This is a genomic window from Actinosynnema sp. NPDC020468 (assembly GCF_040642015.1).
Classification (GTDB): domain Bacteria; phylum Actinomycetota; class Actinomycetes; order Mycobacteriales; family Pseudonocardiaceae; genus Actinosynnema.
Genome location: NZ_JBFAEO010000001.1, coordinates 125,057 through 144,754, shown reverse-complemented (window position 1 = coordinate 144,754; position 19,698 = coordinate 125,057). Strand labels below are relative to the sequence as shown.

General features: G+C 72.7%; 20 protein-coding genes and 1 tRNA gene. 13 read left to right on the top strand and 8 right to left on the bottom strand.

Annotated features, from left to right (window positions below; all coding sequences use genetic code 11):
* Window positions 1-149: 149 nt before the first annotated feature.
* Window positions 150-3,092 carry a glycine--tRNA ligase gene (locus AB0G50_RS00740; protein WP_360101249.1) on the bottom strand — a complete coding sequence of 981 codons (2,943 nt, stop codon included), beginning with the start codon at window positions 3,090-3,092 and terminating at the stop codon, window positions 150-152.
* Window positions 3,093-3,703: 611 nt separating this feature from the next.
* Here AB0G50_RS00740 and AB0G50_RS00735 point away from each other — a divergent pair.
* The 5 genes from AB0G50_RS00735 (at window position 3,704) to AB0G50_RS00715 (ending at window position 8,544) form a co-directional block, all read left to right on the top strand.
* On the top strand, window positions 3,704-5,236 hold the full coding sequence (locus AB0G50_RS00735; protein WP_360100447.1) for an LCP family protein: 1,533 nt from the start codon (window positions 3,704-3,706) through the stop codon (window positions 5,234-5,236).
* A 21-nt stretch (window positions 5,237-5,257) separates the two neighbouring features.
* Complete coding sequence (locus tag AB0G50_RS00730) at window positions 5,258-5,926, top strand: ElyC/SanA/YdcF family protein (protein ID WP_360100444.1); 669 nt, start codon at window positions 5,258-5,260, stop codon at window positions 5,924-5,926.
* Between the two features lie 132 nt (window positions 5,927-6,058).
* Window positions 6,059-6,541: a helix-turn-helix transcriptional regulator gene (locus AB0G50_RS00725; protein WP_360100441.1), complete on the top strand. Its 483-nt coding sequence runs from the start codon at window positions 6,059-6,061 to the stop codon at window positions 6,539-6,541.
* Between the two features lie 114 nt (window positions 6,542-6,655).
* Complete coding sequence (locus AB0G50_RS00720; protein WP_360100438.1) at window positions 6,656-7,837, top strand: MurT ligase domain-containing protein; 1,182 nt, start codon at window positions 6,656-6,658, stop codon at window positions 7,835-7,837.
* Window positions 7,834-8,544: a glutamine amidotransferase gene (locus AB0G50_RS00715; RefSeq protein WP_360100435.1), complete on the top strand. Its 711-nt coding sequence runs from the start codon at window positions 7,834-7,836 to the stop codon at window positions 8,542-8,544. The genes AB0G50_RS00720 and AB0G50_RS00715 overlap by 4 nt, the downstream gene beginning before the upstream one ends.
* Before the next feature lie 45 nt (window positions 8,545-8,589).
* Here the strand turns inward: AB0G50_RS00715 and AB0G50_RS00710 are convergent, their stop codons facing one another.
* On the bottom strand, window positions 8,590-10,077 hold the full coding sequence (locus tag AB0G50_RS00710) for an NAD(P)/FAD-dependent oxidoreductase (RefSeq protein WP_360100432.1): 1,488 nt from the start codon (window positions 10,075-10,077) through the stop codon (window positions 8,590-8,592).
* Between the two features lie 75 nt (window positions 10,078-10,152).
* Here AB0G50_RS00710 and AB0G50_RS00705 point away from each other — a divergent pair, with 75 nt between their 5' ends.
* From AB0G50_RS00705 to AB0G50_RS00690, 4 genes are all read left to right on the top strand, one after another.
* A complete protein-coding gene (locus AB0G50_RS00705) occupies window positions 10,153-10,758 on the top strand; it encodes a TetR/AcrR family transcriptional regulator (protein WP_360100429.1) in 606 nt (201 codons plus the stop codon).
* A gap of 23 nt (window positions 10,759-10,781) precedes the next feature.
* Complete coding sequence (locus AB0G50_RS00700; protein WP_360100426.1) at window positions 10,782-11,237, top strand: cupin domain-containing protein; 456 nt, start codon at window positions 10,782-10,784, stop codon at window positions 11,235-11,237.
* Window positions 11,238-11,308: 71 nt separating this feature from the next.
* Window positions 11,309-11,563: a hypothetical protein gene (locus tag AB0G50_RS00695; protein ID WP_360100423.1), complete on the top strand. Its 255-nt coding sequence runs from the start codon at window positions 11,309-11,311 to the stop codon at window positions 11,561-11,563.
* Window positions 11,564-11,680: 117 nt separating this feature from the next.
* Window positions 11,681-12,289, top strand: a complete 609-nt coding sequence (locus AB0G50_RS00690) for a TetR/AcrR family transcriptional regulator (protein WP_360100420.1) — start codon at window positions 11,681-11,683, stop codon at window positions 12,287-12,289.
* Between the two features lie 4 nt (window positions 12,290-12,293).
* Here the strand turns inward: AB0G50_RS00690 and AB0G50_RS00685 are convergent, their stop codons facing one another.
* The gene (locus tag AB0G50_RS00685) at window positions 12,294-12,515 is read right to left on the bottom strand and encodes a DUF3618 domain-containing protein (RefSeq protein WP_360100417.1); all 222 of its coding nucleotides are present in this window, start codon (window positions 12,513-12,515) and stop codon (window positions 12,294-12,296) included.
* Window positions 12,516-12,635: 120 nt separating this feature from the next.
* Between AB0G50_RS00685 and AB0G50_RS00680 the strand changes: the two genes are divergently transcribed.
* Both AB0G50_RS00680 and AB0G50_RS00675 read left to right on the top strand, forming a co-directional pair.
* On the top strand, window positions 12,636-13,079 hold the full coding sequence (locus AB0G50_RS00680) for a hypothetical protein (RefSeq protein WP_360100414.1): 444 nt from the start codon (window positions 12,636-12,638) through the stop codon (window positions 13,077-13,079).
* Window positions 13,070-13,143: transfer RNA gene (locus AB0G50_RS00675), tRNA-Leu, on the top strand. The genes AB0G50_RS00680 and AB0G50_RS00675 overlap by 10 nt, the downstream gene beginning before the upstream one ends.
* Window positions 13,144-13,186: 43 nt before the next feature.
* On the opposite strand, the gene AB0G50_RS00670 is transcribed toward AB0G50_RS00675, so the two are convergent.
* Together AB0G50_RS00670 and AB0G50_RS00665 are read right to left on the bottom strand one after the other, a co-directional pair.
* Window positions 13,187-13,855: a hypothetical protein gene (locus tag AB0G50_RS00670; RefSeq protein WP_360100411.1), complete on the bottom strand. Its 669-nt coding sequence runs from the start codon at window positions 13,853-13,855 to the stop codon at window positions 13,187-13,189.
* A complete protein-coding gene (locus tag AB0G50_RS00665; RefSeq protein WP_360100408.1) occupies window positions 13,852-14,808 on the bottom strand; it encodes a GTP-binding protein in 957 nt (318 codons plus the stop codon). Before AB0G50_RS00665 ends, AB0G50_RS00670 begins: the two co-directional genes overlap by 4 nt.
* Before the next feature lie 170 nt (window positions 14,809-14,978).
* On the opposite strand from AB0G50_RS00665, the gene AB0G50_RS00660 reads away from it, so the two are divergent.
* Window positions 14,979-15,587 (top strand): DedA family protein, encoded by a 609-nt coding sequence (locus AB0G50_RS00660; protein WP_360100405.1) that lies wholly within the window; start codon window positions 14,979-14,981, stop codon window positions 15,585-15,587.
* Here the strand turns inward: AB0G50_RS00660 and AB0G50_RS00655 are convergent.
* A complete protein-coding gene (locus tag AB0G50_RS00655) occupies window positions 15,572-16,210 on the bottom strand; it encodes a response regulator transcription factor (protein ID WP_360100402.1) in 639 nt (212 codons plus the stop codon). The genes AB0G50_RS00660 and AB0G50_RS00655 overlap by 16 nt on opposite strands.
* Window positions 16,201-17,259, bottom strand: a complete 1,059-nt coding sequence (locus tag AB0G50_RS00650; RefSeq protein ID WP_360100399.1) for a sensor histidine kinase — start codon at window positions 17,257-17,259, stop codon at window positions 16,201-16,203. The genes AB0G50_RS00655 and AB0G50_RS00650 overlap by 10 nt, the downstream gene beginning before the upstream one ends.
* A 68-nt stretch (window positions 17,260-17,327) precedes the next feature.
* Between AB0G50_RS00650 and AB0G50_RS00645 the strand changes: the two genes are divergently transcribed.
* On the top strand, window positions 17,328-18,578 hold the full coding sequence (locus AB0G50_RS00645; RefSeq protein ID WP_360100396.1) for a styrene monooxygenase/indole monooxygenase family protein: 1,251 nt from the start codon (window positions 17,328-17,330) through the stop codon (window positions 18,576-18,578).
* Here the strand turns inward: AB0G50_RS00645 and AB0G50_RS00640 are convergent.
* Window positions 18,556-19,599: an FAD-dependent oxidoreductase gene (locus tag AB0G50_RS00640; RefSeq protein ID WP_360100393.1), complete on the bottom strand. Its 1,044-nt coding sequence runs from the start codon at window positions 19,597-19,599 to the stop codon at window positions 18,556-18,558. The two genes, AB0G50_RS00645 and AB0G50_RS00640, sit on opposite strands and share 23 nt — an antisense overlap.
* Window positions 19,600-19,698: the final 99 nt, after the last annotated feature.

The window sequence follows — 19,698 nt, the reverse complement described above, 5'->3', positions numbered from 1 at the left end:
GCGCCGGTCGCACGGCGTGTGGCCACACGCGCTCCAGACGACCGCAGCCGAGGCTCCCGGGCATCGGCCGAGGTGCGTCGGCCGGAAGCCGTGTGGCTACACGGCTTCCGGGGCGTCTGCGGTGACCGTTGCGTCCGCCGCGTCCGCGGTCAGGACAGCGAGGTGCCCAGGGCCTGCCAGTCGAGCACCGGCGCCGCCAGGTCGCGGATCGACGCCAGCAGGCCCAGGCGGGCCGCCCGGAGCTCCGGGTTCTCGGCCATCACCAGCACCTCCTCGAAGAAGCGGTCGATCGGGTCGGTCAGGCCGCCGGCCGCCGCCGCGAAAGCGCCGGGTAGGCGTAGTCCCGCCGGCACCGCCGCGAACGCCTCGTGCAGGGCGATCTCGGCCGGCTCCACCAGCACGGCCGGGTCGTAGGACGGCGCGGTGCCCGCCGGCACGATCCGCCGCACCCGCTGCAACGCCGCCACGAGCCGGCCGAAGTCCGCGTCGCCCGCGAGTCCGGCCAACTCGGTCAGCGCCCGGTCCGCGTACGCGGGCTCGTCCTCGTGCACCAGCACGGCCTGCACGAACGCGTGCTCGTGGCCCGCGTCCAGCAGCGCCTGCTCCAACCGCCGCACGGTGAACTCGCGCGCCGTCTCCAGCGCGGAAGGCGAGACGTCCACGCCCTCCGCGGCCAGCGCCAACGCCTTCGGCAGGGTGATCGCGGCCAGCTGCGGGAACTCCCGCAGCACGGTCACCGCGCCCAGCGCCGCGCGCCGCAACCCGAACGGGTCGGAGCTGCCGGTCGGGTTCGCGCCGATCCCGAACAGGCCCGCGAGCAGGTCGAACCGGTCCGCCAGGGACAGCAGCGCGCCCGGCACGGACGACGGCGTCGCGTCGCCCGCCGACCGGGGCAGCTCCATGTCGTACAACGCCTGCGCGACCTCGGCCGGCTCGCCCGCGCGCACCGCGTACTCGCGCGCCATGAACCCGGCCAGGCTGGACAGCTCGATCACCATCTGCGAGCCGAGGTCGAACTTGGCCAGCTCGCCCGCCCGCCGCAGCGTCTCGTCCCGCGCGCCGACCACGTCGCCGAGCTTCCCGGCGAGCACGGCGATCCGGCGGGCGCGGTCGCCCATCGAGCCGAGCTTGTCCGCGAAGGTGAGCTTCTCCAGGCCCTCCTTCATGGTCTCCGGGCTGGTCCGCAGGTCGGCCCGCCAGAAGAACGCCGCGTCCTCGTACCGGGCCCGCAGCACCGCCTCGTTGCCCGCGCGCACGAGGTCGACGTCCACGTCGCCGTTGGCCACCGCGACGAAGTGCGGGAGCAGGTCGCCGCCATCGACGTGCACGGGCAGGTAGCGCTGGTGCTTGCGCATCACCGTGGTGAGGATCCGGTGCGGCAGCTCGAGGTAGTCGGCGGAGAACGAGCCCAGGATCGGGTTCGGCCGCTCGACCAGGTTGGTCACCTCGTCCAGCGCGGCGAAGTCCACGACGCCGCCCACCTCGCGGGCCAGTTCCTCCGCCCGCGCCACGATCGCGTCGCGGCGGTCGGCGGCGGCCAGCGTGACGCCGTGACCGGCCAGGAACTCCCGGTACCCGTCCGCGCGCGGCACCTCGACCACCGGCTCGGCGGCGGTGCGCAGCACCCGCGTGGTGGTCGACGCCGCCAGCGACGACACCGCGACCGGCACCGGGGTCTCGCCGAGCAGGGCGAGCAGCCAGCGGACCGGGCGGCTGAACGACAGCCTCGGGTCGCCCCACTTCATGTTCTTCTCGGCGCGCAGCTCGGCCACGACCTCGCCGAGCACGCCGCTGAGCACCTCGACCGCGCCGCGACCGGGCACCGCCTTGGTCACGGCGACGTGCTCCACGCCGTTCTCCACGACCCGGCCCAGGTCGGCCACGTCCACGCCCTGGCCGCGCGCGAAGCCCCGCGCCGCCTTGGTGGGCGCTCCGTCGGCGTCGAACGCGGCGGACACGCGCGGTCCGCGCGCGGTGCGCTCGGCGTCGGGCTCGCGCGGCGCGACACCGGCCGCGGTCACCACGACCCGGCGCGGCGTGCCGTCGACCTCGATCGCGCCGTGCGTCAGCCGGGTCGCGCCCAGCCGCGTCGTCACGGCCGCGCGCACCGCGTCCACCGTCCGGGTGAGTTCGGCGGGCGGCAACTCCTCGGTACCGATTTCGAACAGCAGCGTCGCGGGCTCGGTGACCTCGGCGAACGTCTCCGGCAGCGCTGCGGGCGCGGTCGGCTGCACCACCCCGAGCGGGTGACCCAGCTCCTCGCGCCGGGCCGCCCACAGCTGGGCGACCTCGCGGGCGAGGCCGCGCATCCGGGCGAACGCGCGCGCCCGCTCGGTGGTGCTGATCGCGCCCCGGGCGTCGAGCACGTTGAACGCGTGCGAGCACTTGAGCACGAAGGTGTGCGCCGGCACCGGCAGCCGCGCGTCGAGCATGGCCCGCGCCTCGGCGGCGTACTCCTCGAACAGCCGCCGGTTCGCCTCGACGTCCGCGTCGTCCAGGTAGTAGCGGCTCATCTCGTACTCGGACTGGCCGAACGCCTCGCCGTAGGAGACGCCGGGCGCGTACGCGATGTCCTTGAAGTGCGCGACGCCCTGGAGCGCCATCATGATCCGCTCGATACCGTAGGTGATCTCCACCGACACCGGGTCCAGCGACAGGCCGCCCGCCTGCTGGAAGTAGGTGAACTGGGTGATCTCCAGCCCGTCCAGCCACACCTCCCAGCCCAGGCCCCAGGCGCCGAGCGCGGGCGAGGCCCAGTTGTCCTCCACGAACCGCACGTCGTGCGCCCGGACGTCGATGCCCAGCGCCTCGAGGCTGCCCAGGTACAGCTCCTGCGGGTCGCCCGGGTCCGGCTTGAGCACGACCTGGAACTGGGTGTGGGTCTGGAGCCGGTTGGGGTTCTCGCCGTACCGGGCGTCGTCGGGCCGCACGCTGGGTTCCACGTAGGCCACCCGCCACGGCTCGGGACCGAGCACGCGGAGCACCGTGGCCGGGTTGAGCGTGCCCGCCCCGACCTCGGTGTTGTACGGCTGCACGGCGATGCAGCCCCGGTCGGTCCAATACCTGGTCAGCGCGAGGAGCGCGTCCTGCATGGTCAGCACGGGGCAACAGTCTACGAACACCGGCGTAGGCCACTTCACAATCGGGCTACGTGGCTGGTCAGCACGACGGGGTACCCGGTAATACGAGGTCGGTCCGGGCGCTGTGCCACCCTGTGCGCAACCTGGAGGGCCACCGGGGCGTCTCTTGTGGAGGCATCCCGGGATGGGAAGGAGCACGAGTGGACGACCGGCCGCCGAGGCCAGGCGAACCCGACGGGTTTCGCGGGCGACCAGTTCCCCCTCGCCGTCCTTCCGCAGGTCAGGGCGGGAGAGGCCGGTCCGGCGAGCCGTCGCGAGGGCAGCAGCCGCCGCCACGCGCGCCCCGTCCGGACGACCGCCCGGTCCGCCGTCCGCGTCCCGGCGAGCAGCCGCCGACCGGTCGGCCCGCACCCGGTGAGCGACGCGCGGGCGTGCCTCCGCGCCCGGCCGACGCCGGTCGCGGACGTCCCTCGTCCGAGGGCCGCGTCCCTCGTCCGGGTGAACCCGGTCGAGCGGACCGCGCACCGCGCCCCGCCGCGTCGAACCGGTCCGAGCCGCCCCGGGCGGGCGCCCGCCGACCGGCCGAGCCCCCGCGCGCCCGCGCGGCCGCGCCCACCGAGAAGGTGCCGCCCGCGCGTCCCGCGGCACGCCCGGCCCGCACCGCGCCGCCGCGCCGGCCCAGCCGCACGTCGTCCCAGCCGGGCTCGCTGGTCGGCCGGTCGCTGATCACGCTGCTGTCCGCGCTGATCCTGATCGGCACGGGCTACGCGTGGTCCAACTTCCGCGCGCTGACCGAGAACCTGTCCACCACCGACGTGATCAGCGCGGAGGGCGGCGGCGAGAAGCCGGCGGACGGCTCGGTCGACATCCTCATGGTCGGCATGGACGCCCGCACCGACGCCAAGGGCAACCCGCTGCCGCAGGAGATCCTCAACGAGCTGCACGCGGGCAACGAGGAGGACGGCGGGCTCAACACCGACACGCTGATCCTCATGCACGTGCCGAACGACGGCGGCAAGGCGGTCGCGGTGTCGTTCCCCCGCGACTCCTACGTCAAGATCGCCGGCGGCTACGGCAAGCACAAGATCAACTCGGCGTACGGCTACGCCAAGAACGACAAGGTCGCCGAACTCCAGAACAAGGGCGTCACGGACAACGCCCAGGTCGCCGTCGAGTCCAACAACGCGGGCGCGAAGAACCTCATCGCCACCATCCAGGACCTGACCGGCGTGACGATCGACCACTACGCCGAGGTCAACCTGGTCGGCTTCTACGACATCACCAAGGCGGTCGGCGGCGTCGACGTGTGCCTCAACCAGGCCACCGAGGACAGCTTCTCCGGCGCGAACTTCCAGGCGGGCCAGCAGCGCGTGCAGGGCAAGGAGGCGCTGGCGTTCGTCCGGCAGCGGCACGGCCTGCTGCGCGGCGACCTGGACCGGATCGTGCGCCAGCAGGTGTTCATGGCGGGCCTGGCCAAGCAGGTGCTGTCCGCGGGCACGCTGTCCGACCCGGGCAAGCTCAAGGACCTGATCACCGCGCTGACCAAGTCGATCGTGCTGGACAAGAACTGGGACGTGCTCCGTTTCGCCACCCAGATGAAGGACCTGACGGGCGGCAACCTCCAGTTCCAGACGATCCCGACCGGCGACCCCGAGTTGGAGACGCCCGAGGACGGCCAGGCGATCGAGATCGACCCCGGCGCCGTGCAGCAGTACTTCAAGTCGATGGGCGGTGCGACCACCGGCGCCACGACCGCCGCGCCGACCGTGGACAACGCGACCGTCACCGTCGAGGTGCGCAACGCCTCGGGCGTGCCGGGGCTCGCGTCCCGGGTGCTCCAGGCGCTGGTCGCGAAGAAGTACGCGGACGGCGGCGCGGACAACGCCGACGAGACGCTGGCCACCTCGGTGGTGCGGTACGGCAAGGGCGGCGAGGCGGGCGCGAAGGCGGTCGCCGCGACGCTCGGCGGCGTCGGCGTCGAGGAGGACGCGACCGTGCCCGCGGGCCACGCCAGGGTGTTCGTCGGCAGCGACTACGCCGGTCCCGGCAACCAGAACCTCGCCGGTTCCGGGCTGCTGGCGCTCGACGGCGCGCGCCGGCAGCAGGACACCGCGGCGCCGAAGATCACCGCGGACGGGGTCACCTGCGTCAACTGACGCGACAACCAGGGGGAGCACGTGCGGGAGTTCTTCAGGCGGCTGCGGTGGCGGCGCGCGCTGTTGGTGACGGGTCTGCTCGCGGTCGTGGGGCTGGTGCCCTACGCGTGGACGGTGATCGCGAGCGCGCCGTACCGGTACTCGGCCGACGACGTGCCGACGACGCCGGTCGCGCTGGTGCTCGGCGCCGGGTTGACCCGGGACGACAAGCCGACGCCGTTCCTCGCGGGCAGGCTCGACGTCGCGGCCGACCTGTACCGGCGGGGCAAGGTGAAGGTGCTGCTGGTCAGCGGGGACAACAGCACGGTCGACTACGACGAGCCGAGCGCGATGCGCGCCTACCTCATCGAGGCGGGCATCCCGGCGGAGGCGATCGTGGCCGACTACGCGGGTCTGGACACCTGGGACTCGTGCGCGCGGGCCAAGCGGATCTTCGGCGTGGACCGCGCGACCGTGGTCACCCAGTCGTTCCACCTGCCGCGCGCGGTGGCGCTGTGCCGGGCCGCCGGCGTCGAGGCGTACGGGGTCGGCCACGACACGTTGCGCGACCGCACCACGACGACGCTGTACCTGTACTTCCGCGAGGTGTTCGCGAGCTACAAGGCCATGTGGGATGGCGTCCTGGTGGAGCGCGACCCGAAGTTCCTCGGTCCACAGGAGACCGGCGTGACCAGCGCTCTTGACCACTGAATACCCACTGTGAGTACCACTCGATTAGCCTGATCGGGCGATAATAGGGCCAACTCGCGTAAGCGGACGCGTCCGCGCGCTTTCCATCTCCGTGGGCTCCACCCGGGGCTCGTGGACATGGAGGGCCCGACGGTGCAGATCGACACAGCGGCGTACCAGCGCGTGCTCGGTGATGAGCTGCGCAGTCTCCGCAAGCAGCGCGGGTGGACGCGCAAGGAGCTGAACCGCAGGCTCCAGAGCGACATCTCGCTGCAAACCCTCGCGACCTACGAGCTCGGCACCCGCCAGTGCTCGGTGGTCCGGCTCGTGGAGATCTGCGTCGCGCTCGGCGTGCCCGCGCACCAGGTGCTGGCCCGGGTGCACGAACGCGTGTTCGGCGACGCGCCGGCGGGCCACCTGGCGGTCAACCTGGCCGCGGTGGCCGCCGACGCCCGACCGCAGTTGCAGCCGTTGCGGCGGTGGGCGCAGGGCAGGCTCGCGGCGCTCGGACCGGGCGCGGCGACCGAGGTGCACCTCGACCTGCCGGCCCTGGAGTACATGGCGCAGCTGTGCGGCATCGGCACCGTGGACCTGATCCGGACCCTGCGGGACCTGGACGCGAACCGGCCTCGGTAGAATCGCCCGCATCCCTTTTCTCCACGGAATGCGGGAACTCGCTTGTCGAACACTCCAGGTGCAGACCCGGCCCGACTGCCGCTGCGTACCGCGGCCGCCGTGCGACTGGGCAACATGAGCTCCAAGCTGTCCCAGAAGATGGGGCTCGGCGCGGGCGGCATGATCGGTGGCCGCATCGCGCTCCGGCTCGACCCCCAGGCGCTCGCGCATTTGACGACCGGCCGCCGGGTCGCGCTCGTCACCGGCACGAACGGCAAGACCACGAGCACGATGATGCTCAGCCGCGCGGTGTCCTACCTCGGCGAGGTGGCCACCAACCACGGCGGCGCGAACATGCCCGACGGGCACGTGACGGCGCTGTCGAAGCAGCAGGACGCGCCGTACGCCGTGCTGGAGGTCGACGAGGGGTACTTCCCCGAGGTCGCCAAGGCCGCCTCGCCCGAGGTGGCGGTGCTGCTGAACCTGTCGCGCGACCAGCTCGACCGGGTCGGCGAGGTGCGCACCATCGAGAAGTCGCTGCGCACCGCGCTCGCCGGGGTGACCGGCGTGGTGGTGGCGAACTGCGACGACATCATGGTGACGTCGGCGGCCCGCGACTGCCGCAACGTGGTGTGGGTGGCCACCGGCACGGGCTGGCACAACGACGCGGCCTCGTGCCCGCGCTGCGGCGACCCGATCCGCTGGTCCGGCGCGGACCACTGGGCGTGCACGAACTGCGACCTGGCCCGCCCGCGCCCGCACTGGGTGACCGGCGACGGCTACCTGGTCGCGCCGGACGGCTCGAAGGTGGCGCTGTCGCTGCGGCTGCCCGGCAAGTTCAACCAGGCGAACGCGGTGATGGCGGCGGCGGCGGCGCACGTGCTCGGCGTGCCGGCGGTCGAGGCCGTCGAACGGCTGCGCGCGGTGTCGAACGTGGCCGGTCGGTACCGGACCATCCAGCGCGGCGGGCACCGGGCCCGGCTGCTGCTGTCGAAGAACCCGGCCGGGTGGAGCGAGACGCTGACCGTGGTGCGGGAGTCCGACCACCCGGCGGTGCTGGCGATCAACGCGCACGAGGCCGACGGCCGCGACCTGTCGTGGCTGTGGGACGTGCCGTTCGAGCGGTTGCGCGGCAGGCAGGTCATCGCCTCCGGCGAGCGGGCGACCGACCTCGCCGTGCGGCTGACCTACGCCGAGGTCGAGCACACGATCGTCCCCGACCCGCTCAAGGCCATCGACGCGATGCCCGACGGCCCGGTCGAGGTGATCGCGAACTACACCGCTTTCCGCGATTTGAACGCGAGGTCCGCCGAGTGAACGACTCCGTGGTTCGGGTGGCCCTGGTCCTGCCGGACCTGCTGGGCACCTACGGCGACTTCGGCAACGCGGTCGTGCTGGAGAAGCGCATGGCGTGGCGCGGGATCCGCGCCGAGATCGTGCCGGTGAACTTCGGCCAGCCGGTGCCCGACTCGTGCGACATCTACGTGGTCGGCGGCGGCGAGGACACCGCGCAGACGTTGGCCGTGCGGCACCTGCGCGACCACCCGGGCATGCAGCGGGCGGCGGCACGGGGTGCGGTCGTGCTGGGCGTGTGCGCGGGCATCCAGATCTTCGGCGAGTCGTTCACCCGGGCCGACCAGGTGACGCACGCCGGGTTGGGGCTGCTCGACTCGACGTCGCACGCGGGTGGCAGCCGGGCCATCGGCGAGGTGATCGCGACGCCCGCCGACGGGTTGTTCGACGGCCTGCTGACCGGCTTCGAGAACCACCAGGGCCGGACCGTGCTGGGCCCGTCGGCCCGTCCGCTGGCGCACGTGAAGGTCGGCACGGGCAACGACGGCAGCGTGGAGGGCGCGGTGCAGGGCCGGATCCTGTGCACCTACCTGCACGGCCCGGTGCTGCCGCGCAACCCGGCGCTGGCCGACCTGCTGATCGAGTGGGCGACGGGCCTGAAGCTGCGCCCGCTCGACCTGCCCGCGGTGACCCAGTTGCGCTCCGAGCGCGCGAAGGCCGCCGGGGTGTGAGCCGCGGCCGGTGCCCTCGGGAGTCCCGGGGCACCGGCCGACCGCTCAGGCCGGCACGCGGTCGCGACGCGCGCGGGTGAGCGTGTAGTCCTGCGCCCGCACGGTCCTGGTGCGCATCCAGTAGCGCCAGGTGAAGCCGGGCCACACGGTGCGGTTCACGCCCTGCGCGTCGAGGTACCAGCTCTTGCAGCCGCCCTCGGTCCAGACGCCCTTGGCGAGCTTGCGCTGGATCTCCCGGTTGAACCGGGCCTGCACGTCCGGTCGCACGTCGAGTTCGTCGGCCCGGTGCCGGTCGAGCAGGTCGAGGCACTGCCGCACGTAGCGGATCTGGCTCTCGATCATGAAGACCACGGAGTTGTGGCCGAGGCCGGTGTTGGGCCCCAGCAGGAAGAACAGGTTGGGGAACCCGGACACCGTGATGCCGTAGTAGGTCTCGATGCCCTTCTCGCGCCACTGCTCCGCCAGGTCGACGCCGCCCTTGCCGCGGATGTCGAGGTAGTCGAACGAGTCCACGACGTGGAAGCCGGTGCCGTAGACGATCACGTCCACCGGGTGCTCGACGCCGTCGGAGTCGACCACGGAGTTCGCCCGGACCTCCCTGATCCCGGACGTGACGACCTCGACGTGGTCGCGGGTCAGCGCCGGGTAGTAGTCGTTGGAGATCAGCACCCGCTTGCAGCCCATGGTGTAGTCGGGCGTGAGCTTGCGGCGCAGGTCGGGCGAGGCGATCTGGGACTTCAGGTGGCGCTTGGCGATCTGCTGGGCGAACTCCATGATCCGCGGGTTCACCGCGAACCCGAGCGCGGTCGACTCGCGCGTCCAGTAGACGAAGTCGCGGTAGAGCCGCTGGGCGAACGGGACCGCGCGGAACAGCCGCTGCTCCCAGGAGTTGATCGACCGGTCGGCCTTGGGCATGACCCACGGCGGCGTGCGCTGGAAGAGGGTCAACCCGGCGACCTGGTCCACGATCCGCGGCACGAACTGGATGGCCGACGCGCCCGTGCCGACGACCGCGACCCGCTTGCCGGTCAGGTCGAGCGAGTGGTCCCACTGGGCGGAGTGGAAGGCCCTGCCCTCGAACTTCTCGATGCCGGGCAGTGCCGGCACGTGGGGGATGTGCAGCGCGCCGACGCCCGCGACGAACGCCTTGGCGGTGTAGGTGTCGCCGCCTGCCACCGCCACGTGCCAGACCTTGGCCTCCTCGTCCCAGCGCGCGCCCTGCACCTCGGCGTCGAACCGGATGTGCTCGCGCAGCCCGTACCTGTCCGCGACGCGGTGCAGGTAGTCGTGGATCTCGGGCTGCCGGGCGAACATCCGCGACCAGCGCGGGTTCAGCTCGAAGGAGAACGAGTACATGTGCGAGGGCACGTCGCACGCGCAGCCGGGGTAGGAGTTGTCCCGCCACGTGCCGCCGAGGTCGGAGGCCTTCTCCAGCACCACGAAATCGTGCTCGCCGGCGCGCTTGAGCTCGATCGCCATGCCCAGCCCGGAAAACCCGGTGCCGACGACGACGACCTTGACGTCACGGTGCATGTCCAGCCTCCCGATCCCGATCCGTACCGCTCAGTAGGTTACTCGAAGTAAGTTACCTCCGGTAGTCTGGATCGCGTGATCACCACCGAGCCGCGGCGCCGGCGCGTGCCCAAGGCGGAGCGCAAGGCGCAGATGCTGGACGTCGCGGAGGTCGTGTTCGCCGAGCGGGGCTACCTGGCCGCGTCGATGGACGAGATCGCCGAGCGGGTGGGCGTGTCCAAGCCGATGCTCTACGAGTACTTCGGCTCCAAGGAGGGCCTGCTGATCGGCTGCATCCACCGGGCGCGATCCGAACTGCTGGAGAAGACGACGGCGGCGATCGCGGGCGCGGACGGGCCGCGCGAGGTGCTGCGGCTGGGGCTGCTGGCGTTCTTCCGGTTCATCGCGGACCACAAGCAGTCGTGGGCGTTGCTGCGCCAGGAGGCGGCGATCACCGTGCCGTCGGCCGAGGACGAGGTCGAGGGCATCCGGCGGCAGCAGACCGACCTGATCGCCGCGGTGGTGGCGAGCTTCTCCGAGCGGGTCGACGCGCTGGAGTCGGAGGCGTTCGCGGAGATCGTGGTCGGCTCGACGGAGCGGCTCGCGCTGTGGTGCGAACGCCGTCCCGAGGTGACGCCGGAGCGGGCGACCGGGTACGTGATGGACGTGGTCTGGGACGGTGTGGGCCGCCGTCTCGGCTGAGGCCACCGGCTAGCGTGGGCGGCATGACTCTGGGGGTACGCCGGGCGGAGGACGTCGAGCACCTGCCCGCGGTGGGCGGCAGCTACTCGATCAGGTTGAGCGGCGGTGACACGGGCGGTCGGCTCGCGGTCGTGGAGCACCGGCTGGAGCCGGGCGCGCTGGGCGCCTCGCCGCACGTCCACCACGGCCACGAGGAGGACTTCGTGGTGCTGGACGGGGAGATCACGTTCACCGGGCCGGAGGAGCTGACGCTGGGCGCGGGCGGCGCGCTGGCCGTGCCGCGGGGTACGCCGCACGGCTTCCGCAACGACTCCGTCCGACCGGCGCGCTGCCTGGTCGTGCTGACGCCTGCCGGCTACGAGGACTACTTCGCCGAGGTGTCCCGGATCGTCGCGTCCGGGCACGAGCCGACGGCGGCCGAACTGGACGCGTTGCGGGCGGAATTCTCCACCACTCCGTGGGAACCCGGTCCCCGATAGGGGGACACACCGCGCGTTACCGGTGAGTCGGGGGCGAGATGGGGAGCCACAACGACGAAAGGTTCCCCGAGATGCCGGCACTGCCGATCACCGCGAACTACCAGCGAACGGGCGACGACTGGAACGTCACGGTGCACACCGACCACGAGTCGCGGCAGGCCGTCGCGCCCGGCCTCATCGCCGCGCGGGTCCAGGCCGACCTGCTCGTGGACGAGATCGCCGGCAGTCGCAAGGACCGGTCGGTCGTCCACCTGCTGGACGGCGACGCGTACCGGTTCTCGGTGGCGTACCTGCACATGCGCCACGGGTTGGCGCTTCCGGGCTGAGCCGGTCGGACCACTACCCACCGGTACCGACACGAGCCCCGCTCACGACCGGCGTAGAGCGGTTCCGGAAGGGCCCGACGCGCCTAGGATGTCCCGCCAAAGGCGACGGGAGCAGACATGGTGACACCGGTCTACAGCGGGGCGGCGAGATCCCCGCAGCGGGGCAGACCCAGGGACGCGAGCCGCGACGACGCGTTGCGGCAGGCGGCACTGGAGGTGATGGCGGAAGTCGGCTACCGGGCGTTGACGATGGACGCCGTGGCGGCGCGCGCGCGTGCCGGCAAGGCGACCATCTACCGGCGCTGGGAGTCCAAGCTCGACCTCGTGATCGACACGTGCACGCAGCTCGCCCAGCGCAACCTGGCCGAGCCCGACACCGGGTCGCTGGCGGGCGACCTGAGGGAGTTCCTCAGCGCGTTCGCCGCGTTCCTGTCCGGCCCGATCGGCAAGGCCGCGCAGGCGCTGGTGGGCGAGCTGCCGCACGAGCCCGAGCTGGCGGCCGCGTTCCGGGAGTCGTTCCTGATCGCGCAGCGGGACGTGCTGCGGGGCATCCTGGACCGGGCCGACGAGCGCGGCGAGCTCAAGCCGGACGCGCCGCGCGGCATGGCCGTGGAACTGGCGGGCGCGGCGCTGATCTACCGGCTGATGCTGACCGGCGACCCGCTGGACCTGCCGTTCGTCGACCGCGTGGTCGACCAGGTCCTGGTGCCGCTGGTGAAGGTCTAGGGGGCTAGCGGAAGAGCTTGCGCAGCAGGGCGAACCCGACGAGCGCGCCCACGGCGATCAGCGCGAACTTGACCTTGGGGTCGTCCAGCTTCGCCTTGACGGTCTCCTTGCCGGACTCCACGAAGCGCTGCGGGTTGGCCCTGGTGCCCAGCTCGTCGAGCGTCGCGGCGAGCGCGTCGCGCGCCTGCTCGATGTCGCGCTGGATGGTGTCGGGGTCGCGAGCCACATCTCCTCCTAGCGGCGGTATGGGCACAACCGTAGACGAGTGGCCCGAACGCCGTTGACCGACGTCGCGATCAATGGTTCTATAACGGCGTTTCCATTCCTTCCGGAGGAGCGTCACGTCATGGCCGCCATCCCGTTGTCCCTCGCCACCCGGCGCCTCGCCGGGATCCTCCTGCTGAGCATCGTCGGCGTCGAGTTCGGCGGTCGCTTCATGCTCACCGTCGTGACCCGGGAAACCGAGGCGACCGAGTTCCAGCAGTCGTTCTTCCGCGCCGGCCACGCGCACGCGGGCGTGTTCCTCGTGCTGAGCCTGGTGTGCCTGCTCTGGGCCGAGTTCGCGGGCATCCGCGGCGTGCTGGGCTGGATCGGCCGACTCGGCGTGCCGGTGGCCGCGATCCTGCTGCCGTCCGGCTTCTTCCTGTCCGCGCTCGGTTCCGGCGCGACCGGGCCCAACGGCCTCGTCGTGCTGCTGTACCTGGGCGGGCTGAGCCTCGCGGCGGGCGTGGTGTCCCTCGGCATCAGCCTGTTGCGGCCGGCCGATAAACTCGCGCCGACGGGGTCGTAGCCCAATTGGCAGAGGCACACGGTTTAGGTCCGTGCCAGTGAGAGTTCGAGTCTCTCCGGCCCCACTCCGGCAGGTCGACCCGGTGCTCCCCGTCCGGGAACACCGGGTCAGCCGCCGAGGAGTTCGGCCACGGTGAGCAGCGCGTCGAGGCGGTCCGGCACCGCCTCGACGCGCACCCGGCCCGGCCAGTGCGCCACCAGGTGCCCGCCCGCGAGGCTCCACGGCGGCACCTCGCCCCGCACGTGCGCGTCGACCAGCGCCGGCGTCAGCACCCGGGCGGCCAGTTCCGGCGAGTCGGTGCGCACCAGGAAGTGCCGGTCGAACCGCTCGTCGCCCACCACGTGGTCGCCGGACCGCCGCCGGCTCAGCACACCCTTGGCGCGCACCGTGATCCGCGGGTGGGCGCCCGCCAGGTGGACCACGAACACGGCCAGGTGGTGGGTGATCCGGCCCTCCTCCGGGTCGTCCTGGAAGAACCGGTACTCCGCGACGCTGACCGGCAGGCCGCGCCACGTGCCGTCGTACTGGAGCTTGACCTGGTTGCCCGCGTCACCGGTCGGCAGCCGCTCGCGCCACCGGCCCGCGCTGCCCGCGCGCCACCCCCGCTCCGCCGCGAACGCCGCCAGCTCCGCCCGTCTGCGCTGGTCCCGGTCCGACGACATCAGCAGGATCGTGATGCCCACCACCGCGACGACACCGGCCGCCGCCAAGAAGACCTGCTCCACGCCGCACCCCCGCACCCGGTAAGTCGTCACGGCGCGCGGAACGTTGCTCACGCCAGGTGGCGGAGGACCTCCAGCATCGTCTGCGGGTCCACCGACGCGGGGTCGGGCTCGACGCAGTCCTCCAGCGCCCGGCGGAGGGCGTCCGCGTCGATCCCGGAGCCGATCGACACCAGCTCGGTGCGCCTGGGCAGGGTTCCCCAGGACGTGCGGCCGAACCGCAGGAACGCGCCGACGGTCTGGACGGAGAACCGCTGCCGGTGCCCCGGCACGTCGAACAGCGCGAAACCCTTGATCCGGTACACCCCCCGCGGCCGGTCGGCCAGGAACCCGGTGAACCGGGTGGGGTTCAGCGCCCCGGCGGTGAACTCGACGCTCTCGTAGCGGTGGTGCACGTGCTCGTGCTCGTCGACCAGGTCCTCCAACGACAACTGGCCGTGGCGCGGTCGTTCGCGGCGGTCGAACAGCAGCCCCGGGTCGATCCGGCCGTGGTCGGCGGCCACCACCGGCACGTCCGGCCGCAGCGCCCGGATCCGCTCCACCAGCGGCGTCGCGTCGGGCACCCGGTCGACCTTGTTCAGCACCACCAGGTCCGCCACCCGCACGTGCCGGGCGAGGTCGGCGGGGAACTCGGCCGCGTCGACCAGCAGCACCAGCCCGCCGTAGCCGACGCGCGGGTGCTCGCTGCCCAGCACCAGCCGCACCATGGCCTCCGGCTCGGCCAGTCCACTGGCCTCGACCACCACCACGTCCACCTGGTCCACGAGCCGGCCGAGCAGCTCGTCCAACCCGCTCACGTCGACCGCGCAGCACAGGCACCCGCCGCCCAGCGACACCGTCGCGTCGACCTGGCCCGCCACGCTCATCGCGTCGACGCCGATCGAGCCGAAGTCGTTGACCACCACGCCGATCCGGGTGCCGCGACTGGTCGCGAGCAGGTGGTTGAGCAGGGTCGTCTTGCCGGCGCCGAGGAAGCCCGCCACCACGACCACCGGTGTCCGCGTCACGTCGAGCGATCCTAGTGCGCGCCCACGCCCGGGCGTTTCGGGCGTTTCGTCCCCGGGCACCCCGAACGCACGAGGAGGTGGTGGGACGCGCGCGGGTTCCGGTTTTCCGCACCCCGTCGTGCGGCTCGCATCATGGTGGCCGCCCACCGCCCGTCCGTAGCGTCCCGATCATGGATGTCACCTGGGTCACCGACCTGATGGAGAACTTCGGCGCACCCGGCGCGGGCGCCGCGATCGCCCTGGAGAACCTGTTCCCGCCGCTGCCGAGCGAGGTGTTCCTGCCGCTGGCCGGGTTCACCGCGAGCCGGGGCGGGATGAGCCTCGTGGCCGCGATCCTGTGGACGACGGCCGGATCGGTGGTGGGCGCGCTGGTGCTCTACTACGTGGGCGCGCTGCTCGGCCGGGACCGGGTCCGGGCCATCGCCGCGCGGATGCCGCTGGTGAGCGTCGCGGACGTGGACCGGACCGAGACGTGGTTCGCCCGGCACGGCCGCGCGACGGTGTTCTTCGGCCGGATGGTCCCGATCTTCCGCAGCCTGATCTCGATCCCGGCCGGCGTGGAACGCATGCCGCTGCCCGGTTTCCTCGCGCTCACCGCGGCCGGCAGCGCGATCTGGAACACCGCGCTGATCATGGCGGGCTACCTGCTCGGCGAGAACTGGCACGTGGTCGAGCGGTACACCGACGTGCTGACCAAGGTGGTGATCGGCGCGGTGCTGCTGGCCGCGGGGTGGTTCGTGGTGTCCCGGCTGGTGCGCCGGTCTCACGCCCGCAGGTAGCGCAGCACCGCGAGCACGCGCTGGTTGTAACCGTCCACACCGGACAGCCGCAGCTTGTCGAAGATCGAGTTGATGTGCTTCTCCACGGCGCTGCGCGACACGTGCAGCCGGGCCGCGATCGAGTTGTTGGTGTGGCCCTCCGCCATGTGCGCCAACACGTCCCGCTCGCGCGGGGTCAGCACGTCCAGCGGGTTCCTGGAGCGCGCGAGCAGCCGGCGCACCACCTCGGGGTCGAACGCGGCGCCGCCCTCGCCCACCCGGCGCAGCGCGTCCAGGAACTCGCCGACCCGCACCACCCGGTCCTTGAGCAGGTAGCCGACGCCGTCGGCGTCGTTCGTGATCAGGTCGACCGCGTACCGCTGCTCCACGTACTGCGACAGCACCAGGACGGCCGTGCCGGGGAACCGCTCGCGGATCTCCAGCGCGGCCCTCATCCCCTCGTCGGAGTGGGTCGGCGGCATCCGCACGTCGGTCACCACGACGTCCGGCCGGTGCGCCTCGACGGCCCGCAGCAGCGCGGCCGCGTCGCCCACCGCCGCCGGCACCTCGTGCCCCTCCTCCACCAGCAGCCGGACCAGACCCTCGCGCAGCAGTGTCGAGTCCTCGGCCAGGATCACCCGCACGGCAACTCCGCCTCGACCACCGTGGGACCGCCCGCCGGGCTGCGCACCGCGAACCGGCCGTCCAGCGCGAGCACCCGGCGGGACAGGCCCGACAACCCGCCGCCCAGCGGGTCGGCGCCACCGACACCGTCGTCCTCGACGCGCACCCGCACGCCGTCGTCGCCACCGGTGACCTCCACGCGGATCATGGTCGCACCCGAGTGCTTGACCGCGTTCGTGACCGCCTCGCTCACCAGGAAGTAGACCGCGGTGCCGACCGCGGGCGGCGCGTCGAACCGTCCACAGTGGAGGGTCACCGGGATCGCGGACCGGTCGGCCACCGCCTCCAGCGCCGCGGCCAGGCCCAGCGTGTCCAGCGCCGCCGGGTACACCCGCCACGCGACCTCGCGCAGGTCCTCCAGCACGCGCGCGGACTCGTCGTGCGCCTGGCGCAGCAACTCGTCCGCCCGGTCGGGGTGGCGCCCGGCCCGGCCGAGCAGCAGGCCCAGCGCCACCAACCGCTGCTGCACGCCGTCGTGCAGGTCCCGCTCGATGCGCCGGCGCTCGGCGTCCACCGCGGCCACGATGCCCGCCCGGCTCGCGGACAGCTCGTCGATCCGGGCGCGCAACACCTCGGCCTCGCTGGGCGCCAGGAACCGGCGCGCCACCCGCGCCTCCAGCGCCGCCACGCCGAGGATCCCCTGCACCTCCACGTAGAGCAGCACCGCGCCGACGACCACCGTGTACGCCGCGACGCCGAGGTCGAGGCCGGGCAGCCGCGCCGTGACGAGCCGGTAGGCGATCACCGCGGCGTAGTAGCCGCCGTAGAACAGCCACACCAACACGAAACCACCGAGCAGACCCACCAGCGCGCGTACGGCCAGGTAGCGCACCGCCCGGCCGCCGGTCGGCTGAGCACTGTCAACGTCAAGGAACTTCCGGATCCGCCGGCGCTCCCACCGGACCGCCCCGTCCGCGACGGGTCCGGGCAGCGCCGCGACCAGCAGGTTCGGCAACGCGGTCGCGAAACCGAGGAGCAGTCCCACGACGACCCGCCAAGTCCGGCTCACTCGTCCGAGGCTAGCCGAACCCGTTCGTGGGATTGGCAGCGCGCGAACGGCTCCAGAGGATCGGTGCCGTGCGTTCAATCGGAATCGTTGGTGCAGGTCAGGCCGGTATCGTGCTCGCCGCGGCGTTGCTGCGTTCGGGGTGGCGGGTGGTGATCCACACGGATCGGAGTCCGTCCGACCACCTGGCGGACCGGGGCAGGCCGACCGCCTGTCTGTTCGGGGACCAGGTGGAGTACGAGAGATCCGTGGGGCTGCCCGAGTGGCCGCAGGCGCCCCGGATGCGGCGGATCCACCTGGACCTGTGCACACCGGACGGCGTGGCGTTCTCGATCGACGCGCCGCTGCGCAAACCGGCCCTCGCGGTCGACCAGAGGCTGAAGTTCTCCGCCGGGTTGGAGGTGCTGGCCGCGCAGGGCGCCGAGGTCGTGATCGGCGCCGTGACCGACCTCGACGCGCTGGCCGCCGAGCACGACCTGGTGGTGGTCACCGTGGGCCGCGAGGCGTTCGGCGGGCTGTTCCCCCGGGACGCGTCGCGGTCGGTGCACACCGCGCCGCAGCGCAAGGTCTTCATGGTGAACCTCGAGGACTGCGACCAGGCCGCGTCGCCCGCGCACGCCGAGGGCGTCTTCTCGTTCGTGCCCGGGGTGCTGGAGATCTTCTGGATCCCGTTCCACGACAAGGACGCCGGGCCCGCCCGGTCCGTCGTGGTCGAGGTCGCGCCCGGCGGGCCGGCCGACCGGTTCGACGGGGTGACGTCGGCCGACGAGGGGTTGGCCGTGCTGCGGTCGATCGTCGCCGACTTCGTGCCGCACGAGGTCGGCTACCTGGCGACGGCCGTGCCGACGAGTCCGGTCACCTGGCTCGCCGGCGCGCTGACGCCGGTGGTGCGCCGACCCGTGGCGGTGCTGCCGTCCGGGCGGCACGTGCTGGGGCTGGGCGACGCCGTGGTGCTCAACGACCCGCTCGCCGGGCAGGGCGCGAACAACGCGACCCGGATGGCCGCGTTCTTCGCCGCCGAACTGGCCGCGCACACCGGTCCGCTGACACCCGAGTGGCTGTCCGGCCGGTTCGACGAGTTCTGGCGGATCGGCCAGTACACGAACCTGTTCAGCAACGGGCTGCTCGCGCCGATGGCCGACTTCCAGCAGGAGGTGCTCGCCGCGGCGTCCCAGGACCCGGTGATCGGCGAGCGGCTGTGGGAGGGGTTCAACAACCCGGCGTCGCTGTTCCCGTGGTTCTTCGACGGTCCGTCGGCGCGGACCTACCTGGCGCAGCGCGAGCGGTCCCGCAGGCCCGCTACCGGGCCGGCGCTGCTGTGAGCAGCCGGCGCAGGTCGGCGACGGCGGCGCGGCCGGCCCTGGTCGCGCCGACCGTGCTGGCGGACGGGCCGTAGCCGACCAGGTGCACCCTCGGGTCGTCGGTGCGCGTGCCGTCGAGCCTGATCCCGCCGCCGGGGCCGCGCAGGTTCAGCGGCGCGAGGTGGTCGAGGGCGGCGCGGAAGCCGGTGGCCCAGAGGATCACGTCGGCGGGCTGCTCGTGGCCGTCGGCCCAGCGGACGGTGTGCTCGGTGAGGTCGCGGAACATCGGTTTCCGGTCCAGGACACCGGTTTCCAGGGCCGCGCGGACCGCCGGGGTGAGGCTCAGGCCGGTGACGCCGACAACGCTGCGCGGCGGCAGGCCCGCCCGGACCCGCTCCTCGACCAGGGCGACGGCGGCGCGGCCGAGCTCCGGGGTGAAGGGCTCGTCGCGGAACACCGGTTCGCGGCGGGTCACCCAGGTGACCTCGGCGGCCGTCGGGGCGATCTCGAGGAGTTGCTGGACGGCGGACGTGCCGCCGCCCACGACGACGACGCGCAGTCCGGCGAACTCCTCGGGGCCGCGGTACCGGGAGGAGTGCAGCTGACGGCCGCGGAAGACGTCCTGGCCCGGGTAGTGCGGCCAGAACGGGCGGGTCCAGGTGCCGGTGGCGTTGATCAGGGCGCGGGTGTCGAGGCGGCCGCGGTCCGTCTCGACCTCCAGCAGGTCGCCCCGGTCGCGGACGGCGGAGACGTGCACCGGGCGGCGGACTCGGAGCGCGTTGCGGCGCTCGAAGTCGGCGAAGTAGGCGGGCAGCACCTCGTTGGCGGGCGCGGTCGGGTCGGGTTCGGCGAGCGGTGCGCCCGGCAGGTCGTGGATGCCGTGCACGGTGGCCATGCGCAGCGTCGGCCAGCGGTGCCGCCACGCGCCGCCGGGACCCTCCTCGCCGTCCAGGACGGTGTAGTCCAGATTCGCCCGTTCGAGGTAATACGCCGCCGACAAACCCGCCTGACCTGCACCGATGACGACCACGTCCATGCTCATGGCAACCACTCCGGAGCCCTCGCGCATTCCTGGTGTGACGGTTCTGTCAGACCCCCTCGCTAGCGTCCCGGGACATGACGAACTTCCTTGTGGACCTCC